Source organism: Spirochaetota bacterium, assembly GCA_035477215.1.
Lineage (GTDB): Bacteria > Spirochaetota > UBA4802 > UBA4802 > UBA5368 > MVZN01.
This window is the reverse complement of the sequence record DATIKU010000037.1, coordinates 1-19,648: the sequence shown is the minus strand read 5'-3', so window position 1 is coordinate 19,648 and position 19,648 is coordinate 1. Positions and strand designations below refer to the sequence as shown.

Below are 19,648 nucleotides of genomic sequence, written 5' to 3'. Positions count from 1 at the left end.
TACTGAATAAAAAGCTTACCGAGGAGGGACAGATGCTTAAAAACATGAAACTGGGTACGAAGATCATTTCGGGATTCCTCGTGCTCACGGTGATTGCCGTGCTGGTCGGGGCGATCGGAATCAGCAACATCCTGCGCATCAGTAGTGCGGGGCAGGCAATGTATGATGAGAATGTCGTCGGCCTGGAATCAGTTTCCAAATTGGAGGCGCACGTGCTCGCCATGGAGATACTCGTAATGGAGGCGATCTACGAAAAATTCCTCCTCAATCGCGACGTCAGCCAGCGCCTGGCGGACATAGCCGAGGAGGATAAAAAATGGGAGGCCGCGCTGGAGAAATACGAGTCCATCGTTATTGCGGCCGGAGACAGGGAGATTGTTGTCGAGTTCAAGACCGAGATCATCAAATACGCCCAGGTTCGCGACGAGCTCCTCGGATTCGTAAGGGACAACAACCGAGACGACGCGGTACGGGTGCTCGGCGAGGCGGGGGGCCAGGGCGCGAAACTTCTACCCCTGCTGGAAAAACTCTTTCAAAACAAGGTGAAAGAAGCGATGGAAAGGGCGACTAACAACGGCGAACTGGCTCGTAATTCGGCCATTGTAACCCTCCTGATTTGCGTGCTGGCGGTCGCCATAGCGCTCGGACTCGGCCTGTTCCTGTATAAAAATATCGCCCGGATCCTTTTAACCCTGCTCTCCGAAACGAAGCGCCTGACCGACGCGGCCGCAGGCGGCAAGCTCGATACCAGGGCCGATCCCGAAAAGATTAATTTCGAATTCAGGCCCATCGTTATCGGGGTGAACGCGACGCTTGACGCGGTCATCGGACCGCTGAACGTGGCGGCCGAATACGTGGACCGGATATCAAAGGGGGATATCCCGGCGAAGATAACCGATTCATACAACGGCGACTTCAATGAGATTAAAAACAACATTAACATGCTCATCGAGAGCCTTAACGATTTCGTCGCCGAAATGAAAAAAATGGACGATCAGCACAAGATGGGAGAGATAGATTACTCCCTTGATCCCTCAAAATTCTCGGGCGTCTATCGCGTGATGGCAGGGGGCTTCGTGGGTACGACGAAGTTCCACGTAGAGGCCATTCTGGCCATGCTCGATATCCTGAAATCGTACGCCGAGGGCAATTTCGAACCGGTGCTCAGGAAATTCCCCGGAAAGGCCGCGATCGCGAATGAACGCTTCGACCGGCTTCGAAATTCCATGAACGAGGTCGCCGACGTGTCCGAGGCGATCGCCGGAGGGAGTCTCGACGTGGATGTCAAGGTGCGATCCGAGCGGGACCGCCTGATGCAGGCGCTGCGCAAGATGGTGGAGGCATTGACCGGGGTGGTCGTCGACGTCAAGGGCGCGTCCGACAGCGTTGCGTCGAGCTCGAACGAGTTCCAGTCGACGGCGCAGCAGATGTCAAGCGGCGCGACCGAGCAGGCCGCGGCGGCCGAGGAGGTTTCATCGAGCATAGAAGAGATGAGCGCGAACATCCGGCAGAACCTTGAAAACGCACAGGCCACGGAGGGCATTGCGACGAAGGCGGCCTCTGACGCGAAGGAGGGAGGAGCGGCGGTGACGGAGGCGGTGCGCGCGATGCAGGAGATAGCCTCGAAGATCACGATCATCGAGGACATCGCATATCAGACCAATCTACTCGCGCTGAACGCGACGATAGAGGCGGCGCGTGCGGGCGAGCATGGCAAGGGCTTCGCCGTGGTGGCGACCGAGGTACGGAAGCTCGCCGAGCGCAGCCAGGAGGCCGCGGCGGAGATCACCAAGATCTCGGGAACGAGCGTGCGCGTGGCCGAACGGGCGGGCGAGCTCCTCGCGAAGCTTGTGCCGGACATTCAGAAGACGGCGGACCTCGTTCAGGACATCAACGCGGCGTCGAAGGAGCAGTTTGTCGGCGCCGAGCAGATCAACAGGGCGATACAGCAGCTCGACCAGGTGATTCAGCAGAACGCCGGGGCGTCCGAGGAGATGGCGGCGAGCGCCGAGTCGCTCTTCGCGCAGTCCAAACAGCTGCAGGACACCATCGAGTTTTTCAAGATCGACGACGGTCGAAAGGCAACCAGGGGGGCGGCGCTTCGACCGGCCCTTCACACGGGAAAAACGGTGAAAAAACAGGCCGCTGCCCCTCAAGCGAAGGCCCATGCCGCGCATGAGGGCGACGTGGAGCATGACGACTATGAGAAGTTTTAGCGCGTCGCGCGCCGGGGCCATGCGGCGCGGCGGCCGCATGGCGGTATCGGGTTTAATTGGGACTCGCATTGGGGGGAGGCTATGAATCTTGATAGTATGAAACAGACCTACTTTACCGAATCGAGGGAGATGCTCGCCGAGATGGAGTACCTGCTCCTCGAGATCGAGAAGGCCCCGGAGGACGAAGAGCTGGTCAACGCGCTCTTCCGGGCGGTTCACACCATCAAGGGTTCGTCCGGCATGTTCGGCGTGAGATCGGTCGAAAGCTTTACGCACGTCGCCGAAAACGTACTGGACCGCGTCAGAAAGAAGGAGGTGGCTCTCGATGTCGAGCTCTCCGCGGCGCTTCTTGCGTGCCACGACCACATAACGGCGCTCCTCGATCTCCACCAGCAGGGAGCCGACGACCCGCTCGACGGGGAAACGGAGAAACGGGGCGCGGCTCTCATCGCACGGCTTGGACGCTATACCCTCGACGCGAAAACGGCGGATACTTCCGTCGATGAAATGAAGCGAAAGGAAGCGGCTGAAGCGGCGGCAGGAAACGGCCGGGAGGGGAACGTCAACTGGCACATCTCGCTTCGGTTCAACAGGAGTGTTTACCGAAACGGGCTGGATCCTTTCCCTTTCATTAATTATCTGCGCGGCATGGGGGAGGTCGTTAACCTCGTCACGGTGATCGATGGCATGCCGCCCATCGACTTGATGGATCCGGAGCAGTGCTACCTCGGTTTCGAGATAGACCTGAACGCGGAAACCACAAAGGAGACCATCGAAAGCGCGTTCGAGTTTGTGCGCGATGACTGCCAGATACGGATCATCCCGCCGAAAAGCGGCATCGATCTGTATAAAAAACTCATTCAGGACCTTCCGGAAAATCCGATGAACATCGGCGAGATACTGACGCAGAGCGGCACCATCACAAAAAGCGAGCTCGCCGCGGTGCTGGCCATTCAGAGCGGGGCGGCGGTCGAAGAGAAGGAGCCTCTCCGTATCGGGGAGATAATTGTGGAGCAGAAGATCGCTTCAAGGGAAGTAGTCGAGGCGGCGCTCGAGAAACAGAAACAGAACCGCGCCATGGAGGAAAAGAACAAGCGCTCCATGAGGATAGACGGCGAGCGGCTCGACCAGCTGATCAATTTCGTCGGCGAGCTCGTCACCGCGGGCGAAAACGTAAAGCAGCTTGCCGCGCAGAACGGCGACGGCGAGCTTATGGAGTCGGCGGACCGCATGTCGCGCCTGATCGAGGAGATCCGCGAGGGCGCCATGAACATGAGGATGGTGCAGATCGGCGAGACCTTCCGCAAGTTCGAGCGCGTGGTACGCGACCTCGGCCGCGAACAGGGCAAGGAGATCGACCTGGCGATCAGCGGAGCGGACGCCGAGCTCGACAAGACCATTACCGAGAAGATAAGCGATCCGCTCATGCACCTCGTTCGCAACGCTATCGACCATGGCATAGCGCCGCCCGAGGTCCGTCGCTCGCAGGGGCGTCCGCCACGCGGCGTCATACGCCTGCACGCCTACCACGAAACCGGAAGCATCGTGATCGAGGTCAGCGACGATGGGGGCGGTCTCAACCGCGAGCGGATCAGGGCGAGGGCGGTAGAGAGAGGGCTTATAACCGCCGGGCAGCATCTGTCTGAAAACGAAATGCTGCAACTCATTTTCAAACCGGGATTTTCAACCGCGGAGAATGTCACCAATATTTCAGGGCGCGGGGTCGGAATGGACGTCGTTAAGCGAAATATAGAGTCTCTGAGGGGCGTGGTAGAGGTGGAGAGTGGGGACGGTGCGGGGACCACGGTGAGGATACAGCTTCCGCTTACGATCGCGATTATCGACGGATTCATGTTCAGGGTCGGGGAGCTCACCTATGTCGTTCCGCTCGACACGGTGGTGGAGTGCGTTGAATTCGTCAGGGAGGATTTCGAGGGGATGAAGGGTGGAAGTTTCATGAACCTCCGCGGATCGGTCCTGCCGTTCCTCAGCCTTCGGGAATTTTTCAGGGAGGAGGGGGAGCCCCCGGCGCGCGGCAACGTGATAGTCGTTGAGTACGCGCGAAGAAAAGCGGGGCTTGTGGTCGACAAGCTGGTCGGAAAATTCCAGACGGTCATCAAACCCATGGGAAAGGTATTCAGCGGCATGCACTGGCTGAGCGGATCCACGATAATGGGTACCGGCGGGGTGGCCTATATCATCGACGTCCCCAGGATGATCATGAAGATCGAGTCGATCGTCGAGAAAGAAGGCGCGATAGCGTGAGGTGAAACATGGATGAGATGAATATGGCGGATAATGCGCGCAAGTATCTGACCTTCCTGATCGGGAGCGAGAAATACGGTGTCGATATCGTCAACGTAAAGGAGATCATCGAGTACGATCAGGTGACACGCGTGCCGATAGCGCCGCCGGCGGTGCGCGGCGTGCTGAACCTCCGGGGCAGCGTTGTGCCGATCATCGACCTCTCGGCGAGGTTCTACGGGTATCAGAGCACCATCACAAGGCTGTCGTGCATAGTGGTGGTCGAGATCGAGCACCAGGAGGAGCGCATCCCGATGGGGCTCCTCATCGACGCGCTGCGCGAGGTGGTCGACATTAAGCCCGCAAACACCGAACAGACGCCGGGCTTCGGGGCGAAAATCCGCACCGAGTTTATACAGGGAATAGGGAAGACCCACGGCAGGTTTGTCATATTGCTCAATCTCGACCGTGTGCTCGACATTGCGGATATACAGGCCGAGGGAGATGTTCCCGTCCGGGCGAAAGCGACGTCGGGGGCGGCGGGCGGCGCATGATCGCCGCGTCAGCGACAGGAGAAGGTGCGATGCGATGAACGGACTGATTCCTCTTTCAGAATCGTCGGTGCCCGGGTGGCGCCCCTTGAGCAACGCGGAGTTCGCGCGTTTCAGAGACCTGTTGTACCGGGAGATGGGTATACATCTGTCCGACGAGAAAAAATCGCTGGTCGCCGGCAGACTGATGAAACGGCTGCGCCACTACCGGCTTTCGAACTACGCGGACTATCTCGAGATGGCGCATAATACCGGAAACGACGATGAGCTCCGCGTTTTATTAAACCTGCTGACAACCAACGAAACGCATTTTTTCAGGGAGGCGGACCATTTCGCGTTCCTTTCCGGGAGGGTGTTGCCCGCCCGCAATGACGGCGGCACGTTCAGGGCCTGGAGCGCGGCCTGCTCCACGGGAGAGGAGGCGTACAGTATCGCGATGGTGCTGGACAATGCCCTCGCGGGGCGCCCGTGGGAAGTGCTCGGGTCGGACGCCAATGACGATGTCGTCAGAAAGGCGAGCAGGGGCGTTTACCCGATCGAGAGCATCAAGGATATACCCGAGGCCTTCCGTAAAAAGTACTGCATGCGGGGGGTGCGGTCCCAGGAGGGCAGGCTTATGATCGACAAGGCCCTTCAATGCGGTATTGATTTCAGGACCATCAACCTCAACAGGGCGCTTCCCCCGATCGGACAGTTCGACGCGGTGTTTTTAAGAAACGTCATGATCTATTTCAATAACGCCACGAGAAGGGAGGTGCTTGGGCGAATTTATCCGTTGATAAAACAGGGCGGGTATCTTATGATCGGACACACGGAGAGCCTGGTCGAATCGGAGGGAAAGTACGTAAAAGAGGCGCCGTCGGTTTACCGAAAACCATGAAGTTGCCTCCCGCCCCCGATTACGTGCTCGAGATATTTCTTCAGCCGGGCGAGTTGTACTGGAGCGATGCCTATACCCGCATACGGACCGTGCTGGGATCCTGTGTCGCTCTTTGCCTGTGGCACCCGAAAAAACGTATCGGCGGGATGTGCCATTACATCCTGTCACATAAAAATGAGCCTTCGAAGAGCGGGCTTGACCCGCGCTATGGCAGCGACGCCGTGGAGCTTGTTCTAAAGGAAATACGCCAGGCGGGCACAACGCCGGGCGAGTACCATGTCAAGATGTTCGGAGGCGCGAACATGTTCCCCGATATCGAGGGCAGAAGGCTCGATATCGGCGCGAAGAACGTAACGGCGGGAGAGGGGCTTCTGCAGAGGCACGGTTTCCATATTCGCAGGGCGCGGATAGGCGGAACGCGGCCGCATAACATAATATTCGATCTCTGGAGCGGTAACGTATGGGTAAAAAGGGAGGAATAAGGGTCCACATCGTCGACGACTCGGCGCTCCTGAGACAGGCGCTTACCGAGATACTGAGTTCGGACCCGGAGATAAACGTTATCGGCGCCTCGTCGGACCCGGTGTTCGCCGAAAACCATTTCAACCGGGAGTGGCCGGACGTCATCATTCTCGACGTCGAGATGCCCCGCAAGGACGGCATAACCTTTTTGCAGGAAATAATGGCCCGGCGTCCCACGCCGGTGATCATATTCACCGCGCACGGAAAGACGGCCATGCAGGCCATGGCCGCCGGCGCCGTGGATGTGCTTTCCAAGCCGTCGCTCGAGCTCAAGAAATTTCTATACGACTCGGTAACCATGCTGACCGATGCGGTCAAGTCGGCAGCGCAGGCGAAGGTTGCGAAAATGCCGGTACGGCCGGGCGCCGACATAAAGATCAAGCCCAAGCTGACCGCCGACAGCGTCCTGACTCCATGGGACGGAAGGACCATCTCGCGCACGAAAGACCGCGTGGTGGCCATCGGGGCCTCGACCGGCGGGACGCAGGCCATCGAATATGTGCTGACGGCGCTTCCGAAACAGTCACCGGGTATCGTGATCGTACAGCATATGCCCGAAGGGTTCACGCAGGCCTTCTCGGAGCGCCTGGATGAAATCTGCGCGATAGAGGTAAAGGAGGCCGCGCACGGCGATATGGTCCGCCTGGGCCAGGCGCTTATAGCCCCGGGCGGGCACCACGTGCTGCTAAACCGCAGGGACGACGAGTATTACGTGACGGTAAACGACGGCCCGCTGGTGAGCCGCCACCGTCCCTCGGTCGACGTGTTGTTTCGCTCGGCCGCTAAGAACGCTGGGGCAAATACGCTGGGCATCATCATGACCGGCATGGGCGACGATGGGGCGGCGGGAATGCTCGAGATGCGTAACGCGGGCGCGCATACCATCGCCCAGGACGAAAAGAGCTGCGTGGTTTTCGGCATGCCGAAAGAAGCGATAAAGCGCGGCGGGGCCGAACAGGTGCTGCCCCTCGAGAAAATTCCAGAAGCGATAATGAGGGCATAAAGGATGGCACCCGTGATCGCCAACAACCTTAAGGAAGGGCCTCCCGCGGGTGTCCGCCCGGTCGGTGACATCATAGACGCGGTCAGCGCGGAGTTCCTTCATCTGCGCGACAACGCGAAGAACATACTCGGCGTTACGCGTGAATTCCTGATACGCGCGGCCCTGAGGCTTCGCGATTTCAGGTCGGTGGTGTTTCCCCATATAAAATATTTTTACGCCATCGGGGAAGAAGGCGAAGAGGATACGTTTATCCGGAAGGTGGTCAACACACAAAAGCGGGAGATGGAAAGTGTAATCGCCCGCTCACTGGAGATACTGCGCGGAAATGAGTCAATAAGTGACAATGTGATGGCGGGTATCGAACGCAGCTTCGAGATACCCCGGAGAGTGGAGGAGATTATCGATATCATCGAGGCCATTGAAATTCACTCGGTGAACACGATGATCATCTCCAAGAAAACCGGCGCAGAGGGAGAGGCGCTGGCGAGGATCTCGTACGAGATGGGAAACCTCTCCCGCGACGCGAACGAGATATCAACGAGGTTCGCCGGGCTGATCAAAGACCTCAACGACGCATTCAGCGATTTCGGTGCCGCCAGGAGCGAACAGGCCGGGGCGTATGAAAAGTATCTTTCACGGTTCGGTGCCGAGAGCGGAAGCGTTTTCAACCGGATTGCGGGCGGGCTCGAGAAAGCGGCCGGCGACGTGATACAGATGGTCGCCTCGATGGACGGAGTGGACGATTCGATACGCGGCGTCATCGACCACCTGAGCATGGAGGACGTACTGAGGCAGGATATTGAAAAAATCATTTACCTTACGGAGGAGATGGCTTCGGGGTACGACCGCTACCTTCGCGCGGCCCGCGAGAGCGCGGGAAGCGCCCGGCTTACGAACATGGCCCTGGTGATGATCCGCGAAAAAATCGGCAGCATCACGCGTCATCTCGATCTTATAATGGAACAGGCGGCCGCGGGTTTCTCCGGTATACGGAAGATAATTGAGGGTGCGGACTACGGCGGCGAAGGAGACAGCCTTACGATCCCTCAGAGCCTCAAGGGGATGGACGATATTTACGACAGCATGGAGAAAACAAGGAAGCGTTATATCGACGAAATAGAAAAGATAATAGGCGGCAGGCGGGGACTCTACGATCAGGCCGGGCGCGTGCTTTCAATCGTATTCGGGTTCGGGCTTTTCTTCGATCAGATAGGTGCCGTCGCCCGCCGGTTCGAGATCATCACCATGATCACGCGCATCGAGCTCGCCCGTCACCACCGTCTGCGGAGCGCGCTGGAAGGCACACTCTCCGAAGTGAGCTCGCTGCCCAAGGAGATCAAGCGTATCGTCGACGGCCTCAACAGCCTTCACGGCGGAATAATGGAAGCGATGCAGGCCGACATGGAAAAATACCGTGAAAGCTTCGACATGGAGGAGCGGCGCCTCCGCGAGGGAATCGAATCGATCGCCAGGGTCGCCGCAAGCGTCGCCGAATCGCGCAGCAATTACCGGAAGGTGCTTGAACAGATCGGGGAGAAAAGCGGCCACTTCATCGAATTCATAGGCCAGCAGGAGGAGCGGTCCGCCCTGCTGCGCATCACAAGGCGCACCCTGGGCGATATCGTGCGGGACGTTCGGGAACTTCTGCGGGATCCATCGTCGGGTTTTGAAGAGGACCGCGCCGTCTTCGGGGGCGATACGGAATGGATTAAACGCAGCGTCGCCGACGCCGGCGAGGAAGGCGATTACAAGAGGATGATGCTGCTCTCGTTTCTGGACGAAATGCGCGAGGGAGCGGAGCGAGAGGAAGGAAGCACGATATTTTTTTAGGAGAGGGCATATGCAAACAACCGGGACCGGCGCACGGAGCGAACGTGTCGAGGAGATGCAGTACATAACCTTCAGCCTGGCCGACGCGATATACGGGATCGAGGTGCTGAAGGCCCAGGAGATAGTGGGCATGCAGAAGATCACGCACGTGCCGCATTCAATGAAATTCATGAAGGGGGTCATCAACCTCCGCGGCATGGTGATACCCCTGATCGACCTGCGCCTGAAGTTCGGCCTTCCCGAAAAGCCCTATGACAAGATGAACGTCATCATGGTGGTGCAGGTAAAGACCAGGCTTATCGGCATCATTGTCGATTCGGTGTCCGATGTGGTGAGCCTCCGCGGCGATAACATTCAGGACACCGTGCACTTCAGTGTGAATATAGAAACCGATTATATAAGCGGCATCGCCGAGGACCATGAGAAACTGATCATTATTATAGACGCCGACAAGGTTTTTACCGACGAGGAGTTGAAGCTGCTCGATATAAAGCGGTAAAAGGGAGGCGGATCAGCGCGCGTCAGACACGTCTATTAAGGGACGCGGGACATCGGCACCGAGTGTTTGCGAGAGCGTATGCCCGAGGTCCTCGATCCGGTACGGTTTGAAAAGGATGTTGCTGAAACCGTATTCGCGGTAATTGGACATAATGGGATCGTTCGAGTAACCGCTCGAAACGATGACCCTTACGTCGGGCATTATCTGGCGCAGGGCGATGACAGTGCTCTTGCCTCCCAGGCCTCCCCTTATGGTGAGGTCCATGATCACGGCGTCGAAGGGGGAGCCTTTCTCCAGCGCGTCGGCGAAGAGTTCGACGGCCTCCATACCGTGCCTGGCGCAGGAAACCGCGTAGCCGAGCAATTCGAGCATCCTTCCGGTTACGCGTAAAATGCTCTCCTCGTCGTCCATGAGGAGCACCGACCGGCTCGCGCCGGCGGTTGGCGCCGCCAAATCGCTTCCGGCGTCCTCGCGAAATTCCGCCGGCTTTTTATTCTGTTTCTCCATAGCCATCATCTGGGTGTATAAGCTCTGCAAACGGGAGCGCGGCCCAAGTGAGGGCTGCTCGCCCGGACTACATGGCAATCTATCACCCGCGTGGTGTTTTTCCATGTAAAGTTGTCGCAAAGTGGCTCTTTACGGGCTATTCGATGAAAATTCGCGACGCCCATTCGATTGAAGAGTGAAAAATCGGGGGAAACTCGTCCTCGCCCAGTCCCAGCCTCTCTTTCAGGGGGCCAAGCGAATCCCAGTCGCCCCTTTCGAAGGAGATCGCCGTCTCGAGGGCGGTGCGGTAAACGTTCTCGCCGCCGAGGAGCGCCGTTTTGATACCCTCAGACAGCGGAAGGTCGTTCAGGATATCCTCCATGGGCTGGTCGATGAACGCGTCGATCATCGAAAACATTCCGGTCAGGAAGAGGTCCGAGGATTTTTCCTTCATGCCGATCTTCGGCGCGATGAGCTCGCAGAAGCGCGCCCTGCTCATGGACGCGAGCACCAGTTCCTCGGGCTTGTCATCGCCCATGCTGCTGAGGGCGATCAGCGACACCCATTTCCTGAATTCCTTGAGCCCGAGCAGGCTGATCGCCTGCTTTATGGACTGGATCTTCGTCGCGAAGCCGAATGCCGCCGAATTGATGAATCGCAGCAGTTTATAGGTGATGGAAACGTCGTGCTTGATGATGTCCTCGAGTTCGCCGAAATCGGCGTCGATCTTATGGACCTCCCTGAGTATCTGCAGATAGTTCAGCTTGTAGCCGGGGACGTCCTTGCCGGAGACGATCTCGGGACGCGCGAAAAAATATCCCTGGAAATAGGTAAAACCCATCGCGAAGGCCCCGTCGAACTCCTTCCGGGTCTCGACCTTCTCCGCGAGGAACCGTATCTTCCCGTGTCCGAGCCGGCTGATGAGTTCTTGGCGCTCCCGTACGCCCGATATCCGGAAGTCCAGCTTGATGATGTCGGCCATGTCGACGAAGCGCTGCAGTTCGGGCTTGAAAATGAAATCGTCCAGTACGATCGTGTACCCGGCCTTCTTGAGCCGTCTGCACGCGGCGATGACCTCGTCGTCGGGAGTGATCGTTTCGAGAATCTCCACGGCGAGCTTTTCGCGCGGGAATATCGTCGCGACCTCCCCCAGGATGAGGTTGCGGGTGAAGTTGACGAAGGCCATCCTGCCGCCGGTGAGGGAGTCGAGTCCCAGCAGGAGGAAGCTGTTCATGATGGTTTTCGACGAGGCGAGGTCGCCGTCGGACTGGTCGTAGAATTCGCTGAAGCCCGAGCGGAAAAGCAGTTCGTAGGCGTAAAGCTTCAGGCTTCTGTCGAAGATCGGCTGGCGCGCCACGTAGACGCCGCGGATTTTTTGCGTCGATTCTATCGGTATGTTTTTGCCCGCCATCCAGTCTCCTTCCGGGTGTATCTTTTCATCCGCCTGATCCGCAGTTTATCGTGAACTCCGAAATGGTTCAACAATTTTACCACGTGCCGCCCTGTCCGGCCTTCTCCATTTTTTCCCGTAATTCCTTTACGTCCGTGTCGAACATGATGGTCCTTTCGCGCCAGTTGCGGTCGTTTTTGTGGTATTGCATCGAGACGGCGATCGCCTCCAGGCGCGGCACGAACACGACCGTGCCGTCCGGCAGCTCCCTCTCGCGTTCTCCGGCGGGAACGCAGTAGAAGAGCGAGTTGCCGAGCAGGCGCTCGAAGAGCTCGTCGCCGGCCTTCTCCCGGAAGCGGAAAAGCCGCTTCGAGCGGAATTCGACGCTGTATGCCTCGCCCGGCCCGGTGAACTCGATCGCGGCGCTGGCGGCGTCTGCCGTATAGCCGTCGAATCCGCGCAGCACCATCACGTCGCCCCGCTTGATATAGTTTCTGGCGACTAACAGGATGAGGTTGAGTTTCACCGGGTGGCGGTACAGCGGTTTCAGCATCTCCTCGTCGCGAGCGGCCTTTTCGCGCTCGGCGTCGCTTGCATAACGCGGCGGCGCGGCCGTTTTCTGCTTCAGCACCCGGTCGATATCCAGGCCCGCGGGCAGCGCGGCCTTCCGGTGGCCGGCCTGTGCCTCGCTATGATCGGTAAGCGTTTGCGCGTACGAGCCCCGCACCCGATACCAGTACCGCATGCCGGGAAGCGCGCCCGCATCCAGAAACTCCGTGACCGCGACCTCGGCAATACGGGTGAAATCGCCGTCCCGGCGCGGCGACCGGTATACGACATACCGCTCGCCTTCGGCCGGTTTCGCCGAGGCCCACGAGAGGCGCACACCTTCGGCCTGTTCGCCGTCGCCGGCCGTAAGGGCCGCGATCCAGTCCAGCCGCCCGGCGAGGTGCAGCGCGACGCGCCCGGCCAGTATCGCCGCGGCGTCGGCGGCCCCGGTAAATGAGCCGGCCGTCTCCCCGCTGTGGTACTCGATCGAGGAAGACGCCATGTCAAGTACGCGCGCGGAGGCCGTATGCCGCCCGTCATGGGCTTCCAGTGTAAAGAGCACGACCTTCTCCGCGCCCGTACCGCGCAGCAGCCCCGCAAGCTTCGAAGACGGATCGCGTTCCTCGCGGACAAGCCGCCCCGCGGCGTTTTCGAGCGCCGCGGTATCGACGAGCCTTATTCCTTCATCCGCGGCGAAAACGGTGCGGAAGGCCTTCTCCGCGCTCTCCATTGTGCCGGTCTCGACGGCCTTCGATTGCGCGCTGACGATCGCTACGGTGATTTTATCGGACGATAATACCGGACCGCCGGCTCCGGTAATGATGAGCGCTGCTGTCAGAAGGAGCGGGTATCTCTTCATCGGGCGATATCTCCGGGGTTAAAAATTCAAGATTGTACCTGCTATTGCCATCATGCGGATTTAACCCTATAACTGCCCCAGATGCAAGTGCAAAATCAACGCCCAGCTCAATCTCGTTCTGTTCGCTTTGCGGCCGCGGTCCCTGATGGCGCGGTGTGCCCAGTGCCGCGACCACATTTATTGCTTGAACTGCCGGCGCGGTACCGGTACGGTGATTCACGAGTGGCGCTGTAAAGTTGAACGGGCAAGTTCATCATTCATTCCGAGCCCCGGTTCGCCAGGAATGCGCCATGCGGGAAATCTTTAGAGTTGTTGCTTTGCCAAGTACATTGCGAGCCCCGGCCGTATCGGGGAGTGGCAATCTCGTAAAGCTTTTGGTTTTTTTAATAAAACCTGTTGTCTTTCGAGATCGCCACGTCGGCCGGCGGCCACCTCGCGATGGCATTGATGTCAGTTACGCAATACGTCTTTTAATCTTTAAATCTTAAATCTTGAATCGACAATCGGTAACCATGAAAATCGAAAAATCCGTTTCCCTGTACAAACGCGCGTGCGAACTGATGCCCGGGGGCGTGAGCTCGCCGGTGCGCGCGTTCAAATCCGTCGGCGGAAATCCGCTGTTTATGAAAAAAGGCGCGGGCGCGCACGTTTTCGACGAGGACGGCAACGACTATATCGATTACTGCATGTCGTGGGGGCCGCTCATTCTGGGCCATGCCGACGGGGATGTCGTCGCCGCCGTAGTGGACGCGGCGCACAGCGGCACCAGCTTCGGCACGCCCAACCGCCACGAAGTCGAGCTCGCGGAGATGGTCGTGGCGCGTTTTTCCTCGATAGAGAAAGTCCGTTTCGTGAGCTCGGGCACCGAGGCGGTGATGAGCGCGGTGCGGCTGGCGCGCGGATACACGGGACGCGACAAGATAATCAAGTGCGACGGCTGTTACCACGGTCACGCCGACCACCTGCTGGTTGCCGGGGGCTCGGGCCTGGCGACCTTCGGCACGCCCGACTCGGCCGGCGTGACGGCCGACAACGCGCGCGACACGGTCGTGGTGCCGTACAACGACCTCGACCGCCTGGAGGACGCGCTTAAAAAACACGCGGGCTCGGTCGCCGCGGTGATCATGGAGCCGGTCCCCTGCAATTACGGGCTCATCCCGCCGTATGAAAGCCATGAGTACGCCGTTAGGGACGACAGGGCCGCCGGTGCGATCGGGCGCGTGGACCGTAAGCGTAAAAATTACCTGCACGCGGTGCGCGCGCTCTGCGATACGTACAGCGCGCTCCTCATCTTCGACGAGGTCATAACGGGCTTCCGCCTGGCGCGCGGCGGCGCGCAGGAATACTTCGACGTGCGCGCCGACATCACCACGCTCGGCAAGATAATCGGCGGCGGGCTTCCGGTGGGTGCTTACGGCGCGTCGAAGGAGATTATGGCGAAGGTCGCCCCCGACGGGCCCGTGTACCAGGCGGGCACGCTCTCGGGCAATCCGCTCGCCATGCGCGCCGGCATCGCCACGCTCGCCAGGCTCGAAAAAATCGACGCCTACAGGCTGCTCGACAAAAAGGCCGAAACCTTCCGTGCGCTCCTCTCGCCGCTTGCCGAAAAATACGCGGGGAAACTCCTCGCGCTCCAGATGGGCTCGATCTTCGCGCTCTACTTCACCGACCGGCGCTCCATCACCACGGTCGACCAGGTGCGCGCCTGCGACATGAAGGCCTTCGGCCGCTTCCACGGCGAGATGCTCGCCCGCGGCGTGTACCTTTCGCCGTCGGGCTACGAGGTGGGTTTTCTCTCCACGGCGCATTCCGACGAGGACCTTGCGCGCACGGCCATGGCGATGGAGGAGGCGCTGGGGGTGGTGTTGCGGTGAATTCGTGTGTGCCCCCCGAAGGCGCCATCATACCGGCACGACGATATATTCCCCAATGGCCGAGGCGGGCGGGATGGGAAGACGGTCTTGTTTCAGTCCCTCTATGTGCATTTCAACGGCCTGGTGCATGTTTATTTCGGCTTCTTCGACGGTGTCTCCGGTAGCAACGCAGCCAGGGAGGTCGGGAGCGAAGGCCGAGTAGTTGTCGCCGGCTTTTTCGATAACGATGAGAATCCTCCGCATGAGTTACTCCTCCGTGTTCTTTAATCCCGAAAGGCGCGGATTCACCGGTGCCGATTCACAAAAACTCGCTTAACACGATTACCTCGATATCTTCCACCTTTTTTATATGGTTGTCATTGGTGATAAACAACGTAGCGTTGTTTTCAAGCGAAACCGCGATTTGGAGGGCATCGGGTGTTTTAAGTTGATGCCGTGCCCGTAATTCGGCCGCGCGTTCGGCAACGAGCGTATCGATGGGATACATAATAATATTCTTAGAATCCACAAGGACGGTGCGATACTTCTCCGCGATATCGAGCTTGTTCATGCGCAGAGGGTGCGTGAGTACTTCCACAAGGGTTATAACCGACGTCATGAGAACGCACTCTTTATCGGTCGCGGCCACTATCATGCTTTCCATGAACGGACCGTATGCGGGGTTTTCCTCGATAAAATAAATGATCGGCGCGGTGTCGATCATTATTCTCCGGTGGTTATGAATGATGGTATTCAGGTCCATGAATCTCGTTCGCTCGAGACGTATTCCTGGGCATCCATGCCTTTCCAGATGTCGATTCCAACACCCTTGATTTCAAAAATTGAATGGGCCCTTTCAGTTTCATCTGAGCGCAAATCGTTTACAAGACGCATAAGCAGGGCTTTTTTGTCCGCGCCGGGGAGTTGCGATATTTCTTTGTATATTTTTCTGACGCTGTTCATGCTGGGTTCTCCTGTTTCAAAGGTAACGATGATTTATATAGAATCAAGAAAAAAATATACCCCATCCGCCGTTTCGATGGCAAAAATCATTCCACGATCACATAATCCGCGACATGGACGATCTGCGGAACCACCTCGCGTATATCGCGCGGCAACGCGAACGTCATGGGTGCGACGGGAGCGTGTGGGTGGATTTTCCGTGAAGGCGCGTGCCCCCCGAAGGCGCGGATTCGAATCCGCGCCTTCGGGGGGGAAATCGTCAAAACCGCATCACCGCCATGGCGGCCACGCCCTCGACGCGGCCACACGCGCGCCGTTCGCCGGGCTCCGGAGTGCCGGAGCAAACGAGCGGCATGACCGAAAAGCCGAACGAGGCCCCGGCTTTCGTTTCCGAGGCCGCCCGCTCGTTGAAGCTTTTTACCCGGTAGTACGAGTAGATCATATCGGTGGCGGTGAGGAGTACCCAGGCGCCGAATGATATAAAGACGATCTTTTTAGTGGTTTCATCCTCCAGCGAATTGGAGCTGCTTGATGAACTGCCTGTTGATCCATCGCTGCCCATAGAGCCCATGGCCCCGCCGCCGATCAGCGCAAGCGGAAACACCAGCGCCCCCGTTTTCGCGAATACCAGCGTTATTCCCAAATAATCCTTCTTCACAAGAAGACTGCCGCTTCGGATGGGGATTATGGATGTCTGTGCCGCCTCTTTTGGGGTGTAGACGCGCGGGCCGCTGGTTTTAATCGTCACTGTCGGCTGTTTCCCGACGAATTCATGAATGTCCTGTTTTGATATTGCTATTTCGTTCGGTGACGAGAGCGTCATCCTGACGATAAAAGCATCCGTCCGCTCTTCAACCACGTGTGCTGTTATTTCGGTCCCGTCCTTTTTGCGGATGGTGGATGGTTTTTTATAGTCATTGTCGGTCAGTACCCGAAGTATTTCGGTCCGGGGTATTTCGGTTTTCAACTTGTTCGGCGTGGTGATGGTCAGTGATTCCGATGTCTCGGTAGTGACAGTACCCTCGACAATCGAGCCGTCTTTAAGGAAGACAGATTCGGCGAACAGGGGTGACGTGGCCGTCGCGAGTATGATGAGCGCGATGGTGAAAACATTACGAGCGGTATTTTTCATGGAACAGCCTCGGAGTGCTGAAATCGCGCGACCGGTGATCGAAATATACCGCATACAATGCGGTGGCCGTTTTTGCAATCGTTTTATGGATTCCCCCGAAGGCGCGCAAACGTTTGCGCGCCTTCGGGGGAATCCATCCATAAATATTATGAAATAAAAAAAGCGGGGATCGCTCCCCGCTTTTTTTAAACTATGCAATATAAATTACATCCAAGGCGTTCCGATAAAATACTTCGCGCCAAAACGAACGATCTGGCCACCGGGAACGACCGGGTATGCGATCTGGTCGGTTCCAAGGGCAGTTATGGCGCTCGCGGATTTGATCTTCTGGGCATCAGACATTCCGGCAACATACTGGTTTTCGAGTTCGATGAATACGGAAATATTCTCCGCGACCTCGGCATCGAAGCCAATGAGGAAGTTGAATCCAAGGCCTGAATAATCAAATTCGACCTTCTCTTTAACAGCGGGATTGAGCTGTAAGGCACCTATCTGGCCAGCAGTAAGTGTTGCATTGGCTGCACCCATCACACCAAGGATGCCAGCGGGTTGCTTAACTTCAACGCTCCATGTAGCTGATGCGTAGGTAAAGCCAACACCGGCATAGGCATTGAACTTGCCATCGGCTATCGGGAGATTCAGGCCAATTGTTACAGGGATTGCCCATGCGGCATAATCCCACACCTGGGAAGCCTTAGCGTTTGCAGCTCCAACTGCTGTTACTCCATTGTCCCAAGCAACAATACCAGACGTGTTGCTGTACTTCCACGATGTATCACCACCCATGACTTTAAAATTATAATTGAATCCAACGCGGGCGAAGAGCTTGCCGAGGAAGTCATAGCGGGCATTAAGAGCAATGTCCATTGCCGTCATTGCTCCGTTAGCTTCGAGATCTTTAATCATTCCCTTGTTATCCATAACCGTGAGAGCATTTTCGGCCAAAATAACATCAAATGTCGATCCCTGGCGCTCAAGACCATCTTTAAGGACAGTTCCACCAAGACCATTCGGGTCGAATTTCGCGCCGAAACCGATACCGGCGCTGAGGCCGTCTTTCGCCATCGCGGCCGTGCCGAAGCTGACGGCAAGGGCAAGGGCCAGAAGAACTACATACAATTTCTTCATGCGTAAATCCTCCTAATAAAATTTAAAACCTCTTTTGTTGTAACCACCCGGAGGCGGTCGTTTCGTATGTATCTGGAAGGAGGCGGATCGCGAGGAATGTATCGAAGCGCCGCCTTCCAAAAAACTTATATTATTCCCTCCGGACGGTTTTCCCGCCCCCCGGAACGGATAATATACATGGTTGAAGCATGAAGCCGCGGCGAACTGCGTTCGAACGGAGTGTCTCCATGTACCCACTGTAACGGTGAATTTGCGCCTGTCAATCCTTTTTGTACCGGCACCGCGAAAAGATTTTCGCGTCGTCGGATACAACTGACGGCGATAATACGACAAAGGCTCATTTGTGTCAAGGGATTTTTTAAAGGAGCGGTTTACGCTTGACGGGGGTGCGTCTGGCGGGTAGTATTAATTCAACCGGATCGATGTGTGCCGGCGGATCGGAAGCGTCATGAAAATAGAATCCAATGATTTCCCATTGACATGTTCGCCCGCTGATGTAAAGCTTATCAGATAAATAAGTGGAGGTTCGGTTCTAAATATGGATACACACTACAAGATAATCATAGAGAAACATCCCGATGGATTTATCGCCTATCCGATCGGTTTAAAGGGGATCATTGTCGGAGAGGGCGATTCCTACGAAGACGCTCTTGCCGACGTTAAGTCCGCGATCAGGTTTCATATCGAATCATTTGGCGCGCAGGCTTTCGATGCCGATTTTCCCGTGCTCGAAGCGTTCGTGGCCGAAATATCCATCAATGGCTGATGCCAAAATTCCCCGTAGACGCTTCTAAAACCAGGGTAGTAAAGGCCCTTCGGCATCTCGGATTCGAGATGGTTCGCGAGAGGGAGCATATTTCAATGTGCAGGAACAACCCGGATGGATCAAAAACACCGCTGACGATGCCCAACCATTCCACGATTAAAGGCTCTACATTAAGAATGATTTGCACTCAGGCGGGAATTTCCCGTGAGGAATTCATAAAAGCGTTCGATGAGGCGTGAAGGCGCGGATTGTCCGCGTTCTTGACGGGTGTGCGTAAGGAGGCCCGCAAACGTTTGTGCGCCTCCTCAATCGATAAAATCATCGTCCCCCATGCCGGGATAATGATTTCTGTTCAGCGTCCACAATTTCATGCGGTGACGCATCGCGGTGCCGGCGATGAGGGCGTCCGCCAGGGTGACCCCGTGCGAGGGGGCGTAGCGCCGGAGGATATCGCCCGCACCGGCGCCCACGGCCGCGTCAATCTCCTGGACCGGAAACGCGTCGAGGAGTTCTTCGGTCTTCCGGCGTTCCCTGTCTTTCATGCCGGCGCGTACCTCGGCTATCTGGATGGGGGTTATATACATTTCTCCGTCCAGCGCGGCCCCCCCGTTTCGCGCTTGACGCGAACGAACGACACGGGTATCATTAATTCGGTCGGATTGTAGCGGGTCGATGGGGTGGAATCGCCATGGAAATAGATAAAAATACCATGCTCGGAGAATTGAATTCGCTTCTTCGAAATCGTTTCGCGGATGATCTGAAAGATGTGGTCATGTT

The 19,648-nt window shown here is 57.3% G+C and carries 21 protein-coding genes; 11 read left to right on the top strand and 10 right to left on the bottom strand.

The window, feature by feature from the left end; genetic code table 11:
* The first annotated feature begins 32 nt into the window (after window positions 1-32).
* From VLM75_08795 to VLM75_08760, 8 genes are all read left to right on the top strand, one after another.
* On the top strand, window positions 33-2,216 hold the full coding sequence (locus tag VLM75_08795) for a methyl-accepting chemotaxis protein (protein HSV97016.1): 2,184 nt from the start codon (window positions 33-35) through the stop codon (window positions 2,214-2,216).
* Between the two features lie 81 nt (window positions 2,217-2,297).
* Window positions 2,298-4,481 carry a chemotaxis protein CheA gene (locus VLM75_08790; GenBank protein HSV97015.1) on the top strand — a complete coding sequence of 728 codons (2,184 nt, stop codon included), beginning with the start codon at window positions 2,298-2,300 and terminating at the stop codon, window positions 4,479-4,481.
* An 8-nt stretch (window positions 4,482-4,489) separates the two neighbouring features.
* Window positions 4,490-5,014, top strand: coding sequence for a chemotaxis protein CheW (locus tag VLM75_08785; protein ID HSV97014.1), 525 nt, complete (start codon window positions 4,490-4,492; stop codon window positions 5,012-5,014).
* 34 nt (window positions 5,015-5,048) lie between these two features.
* Window positions 5,049-5,891: a CheR family methyltransferase gene (locus VLM75_08780; protein ID HSV97013.1), complete on the top strand. Its 843-nt coding sequence runs from the start codon at window positions 5,049-5,051 to the stop codon at window positions 5,889-5,891.
* Window positions 5,888-6,373: a chemotaxis protein CheD gene (locus VLM75_08775; GenBank protein HSV97012.1), complete on the top strand. Its 486-nt coding sequence runs from the start codon at window positions 5,888-5,890 to the stop codon at window positions 6,371-6,373. The genes VLM75_08780 and VLM75_08775 overlap by 4 nt, the downstream gene beginning before the upstream one ends.
* Window positions 6,352-7,416 carry a chemotaxis response regulator protein-glutamate methylesterase gene (locus tag VLM75_08770; protein ID HSV97011.1) on the top strand — a complete coding sequence of 355 codons (1,065 nt, stop codon included), beginning with the start codon at window positions 6,352-6,354 and terminating at the stop codon, window positions 7,414-7,416. The genes VLM75_08775 and VLM75_08770 overlap by 22 nt, the downstream gene beginning before the upstream one ends.
* A 12-nt stretch (window positions 7,417-7,428) precedes the next feature.
* Window positions 7,429-9,246, top strand: a complete 1,818-nt coding sequence (locus VLM75_08765) for a hypothetical protein (protein ID HSV97010.1) — start codon at window positions 7,429-7,431, stop codon at window positions 9,244-9,246.
* Between the two features lie 10 nt (window positions 9,247-9,256).
* Window positions 9,257-9,745: a chemotaxis protein CheW gene (locus VLM75_08760; protein HSV97009.1), complete on the top strand. Its 489-nt coding sequence runs from the start codon at window positions 9,257-9,259 to the stop codon at window positions 9,743-9,745.
* Window positions 9,746-9,757: 12 nt separating this feature from the next.
* Here the strand turns inward: VLM75_08760 and VLM75_08755 are convergent, their stop codons facing one another.
* From VLM75_08755 to VLM75_08745, 3 genes are all read right to left on the bottom strand, one after another.
* Window positions 9,758-10,252 (bottom strand): response regulator, encoded by a 495-nt coding sequence (locus tag VLM75_08755; protein HSV97008.1) that lies wholly within the window; start codon window positions 10,250-10,252, stop codon window positions 9,758-9,760.
* A gap of 136 nt (window positions 10,253-10,388) precedes the next feature.
* Entirely contained in the window at window positions 10,389-11,642 is a 1,254-nt protein-coding gene (locus tag VLM75_08750) for an HDOD domain-containing protein (GenBank protein ID HSV97007.1), read from the bottom strand.
* Between the two features lie 76 nt (window positions 11,643-11,718).
* Window positions 11,719-13,029, bottom strand: a complete 1,311-nt coding sequence (locus VLM75_08745) for a fibronectin type III domain-containing protein (protein HSV97006.1) — start codon at window positions 13,027-13,029, stop codon at window positions 11,719-11,721.
* Window positions 13,030-13,547: 518 nt separating this feature from the next.
* On the opposite strand from VLM75_08745, the gene VLM75_08740 reads away from it, so the two are divergent.
* The gene (locus tag VLM75_08740; GenBank protein HSV97005.1) at window positions 13,548-14,903 is read left to right on the top strand and encodes a glutamate-1-semialdehyde 2,1-aminomutase; all 1,356 of its coding nucleotides are present in this window, start codon (window positions 13,548-13,550) and stop codon (window positions 14,901-14,903) included.
* 27 nt (window positions 14,904-14,930) lie between these two features.
* Here the strand turns inward: VLM75_08740 and VLM75_08735 are convergent, their stop codons facing one another.
* The 5 genes from VLM75_08735 to VLM75_08715 all read right to left on the bottom strand — a co-directional run bounded on the left by VLM75_08735 (window position 14,931) and on the right by VLM75_08715 (window position 18,105).
* A complete protein-coding gene (locus tag VLM75_08735) occupies window positions 14,931-15,146 on the bottom strand; it encodes a type II toxin-antitoxin system HicB family antitoxin (GenBank protein HSV97004.1) in 216 nt (71 codons plus the stop codon).
* Window positions 15,147-15,201: 55 nt separating this feature from the next.
* The gene (locus tag VLM75_08730; protein ID HSV97003.1) at window positions 15,202-15,645 is read right to left on the bottom strand and encodes a PIN domain-containing protein; all 444 of its coding nucleotides are present in this window, start codon (window positions 15,643-15,645) and stop codon (window positions 15,202-15,204) included.
* Window positions 15,636-15,845: a hypothetical protein gene (locus VLM75_08725; GenBank protein HSV97002.1), complete on the bottom strand. Its 210-nt coding sequence runs from the start codon at window positions 15,843-15,845 to the stop codon at window positions 15,636-15,638. Before VLM75_08725 ends, VLM75_08730 begins: the two co-directional genes overlap by 10 nt.
* A 259-nt stretch (window positions 15,846-16,104) precedes the next feature.
* Complete coding sequence (locus VLM75_08720) at window positions 16,105-16,977, bottom strand: hypothetical protein (GenBank protein ID HSV97001.1); 873 nt, start codon at window positions 16,975-16,977, stop codon at window positions 16,105-16,107.
* A 204-nt stretch (window positions 16,978-17,181) separates the two neighbouring features.
* A complete protein-coding gene (locus VLM75_08715) occupies window positions 17,182-18,105 on the bottom strand; it encodes a porin OmpL1 (GenBank protein HSV97000.1) in 924 nt (307 codons plus the stop codon).
* Window positions 18,106-18,643: 538 nt separating this feature from the next.
* Between VLM75_08715 and VLM75_08710 the strand changes: the two genes are divergently transcribed.
* Both VLM75_08710 and VLM75_08705 read left to right on the top strand, forming a co-directional pair.
* Entirely contained in the window at window positions 18,644-18,871 is a 228-nt protein-coding gene (locus VLM75_08710; GenBank protein HSV96999.1) for a type II toxin-antitoxin system HicB family antitoxin, read from the top strand.
* On the top strand, window positions 18,871-19,110 hold the full coding sequence (locus VLM75_08705) for a type II toxin-antitoxin system HicA family toxin (GenBank protein HSV96998.1): 240 nt from the start codon (window positions 18,871-18,873) through the stop codon (window positions 19,108-19,110). Before VLM75_08710 ends, VLM75_08705 begins: the two co-directional genes overlap by 1 nt.
* Window positions 19,111-19,176: 66 nt before the next feature.
* Here the strand turns inward: VLM75_08705 and VLM75_08700 are convergent, their stop codons facing one another.
* Both VLM75_08700 and VLM75_08695 read right to left on the bottom strand, forming a co-directional pair.
* On the bottom strand, window positions 19,177-19,455 hold the full coding sequence (locus tag VLM75_08700) for a PIN domain-containing protein (protein ID HSV96997.1): 279 nt from the start codon (window positions 19,453-19,455) through the stop codon (window positions 19,177-19,179).
* A partial coding sequence (locus VLM75_08695) for a hypothetical protein (protein ID HSV96996.1) occupies window positions 19,446-19,648 on the bottom strand: 203 nt, incomplete at its 5' end. The genes VLM75_08700 and VLM75_08695, both read right to left, overlap by 10 nt.

Excerpts from the sequence above, each read along its gene's own strand:
- VLM75_08780 (HSV97013.1), top strand. The coding sequence starts at position 5,049 with ATGAACGGACTGATTCCTCTTTCAGAATCGTCGGTGCCCGGGTGGCGC.
- VLM75_08735 (HSV97004.1), bottom strand. The coding sequence starts at position 15,146 with ATGCGGAGGATTCTCATCGTTATCGAAAAAGCCGGCGACAACTACTCG.
- VLM75_08755 (HSV97008.1), bottom strand. The coding sequence starts at position 10,252 with ATGGAGAAACAGAATAAAAAGCCGGCGGAATTTCGCGAGGACGCCGGA.
- VLM75_08710 (HSV96999.1), top strand. The coding sequence starts at position 18,644 with ATGGATACACACTACAAGATAATCATAGAGAAACATCCCGATGGATTT.
- VLM75_08705 (HSV96998.1), top strand. The coding sequence starts at position 18,871 with ATGCCAAAATTCCCCGTAGACGCTTCTAAAACCAGGGTAGTAAAGGCC.
- VLM75_08720 (HSV97001.1), bottom strand. The coding sequence starts at position 16,977 with ATGAAAAATACCGCTCGTAATGTTTTCACCATCGCGCTCATCATACTC.
- VLM75_08730 (HSV97003.1), bottom strand. The coding sequence starts at position 15,645 with ATGGACCTGAATACCATCATTCATAACCACCGGAGAATAATGATCGAC.
- VLM75_08715 (HSV97000.1), bottom strand. The coding sequence starts at position 18,105 with ATGAAGAAATTGTATGTAGTTCTTCTGGCCCTTGCCCTTGCCGTCAGC.
- VLM75_08785 (HSV97014.1), top strand. The coding sequence starts at position 4,490 with ATGGATGAGATGAATATGGCGGATAATGCGCGCAAGTATCTGACCTTC.
- VLM75_08790 (HSV97015.1), top strand. The coding sequence starts at position 2,298 with ATGAATCTTGATAGTATGAAACAGACCTACTTTACCGAATCGAGGGAG.
- VLM75_08725 (HSV97002.1), bottom strand. The coding sequence starts at position 15,845 with ATGAACAGCGTCAGAAAAATATACAAAGAAATATCGCAACTCCCCGGC.
- VLM75_08775 (HSV97012.1), top strand. The coding sequence starts at position 5,888 with ATGAAGTTGCCTCCCGCCCCCGATTACGTGCTCGAGATATTTCTTCAG.
- VLM75_08750 (HSV97007.1), bottom strand. The coding sequence starts at position 11,642 with ATGGCGGGCAAAAACATACCGATAGAATCGACGCAAAAAATCCGCGGC.
- VLM75_08795 (HSV97016.1), top strand. The coding sequence starts at position 33 with ATGCTTAAAAACATGAAACTGGGTACGAAGATCATTTCGGGATTCCTC.
- VLM75_08745 (HSV97006.1), bottom strand. The coding sequence starts at position 13,029 with ATGAAGAGATACCCGCTCCTTCTGACAGCAGCGCTCATCATTACCGGA.
- VLM75_08760 (HSV97009.1), top strand. The coding sequence starts at position 9,257 with ATGCAAACAACCGGGACCGGCGCACGGAGCGAACGTGTCGAGGAGATG.
- VLM75_08770 (HSV97011.1), top strand. The coding sequence starts at position 6,352 with ATGGGTAAAAAGGGAGGAATAAGGGTCCACATCGTCGACGACTCGGCG.
- VLM75_08700 (HSV96997.1), bottom strand. The coding sequence starts at position 19,455 with ATGTATATAACCCCCATCCAGATAGCCGAGGTACGCGCCGGCATGAAA.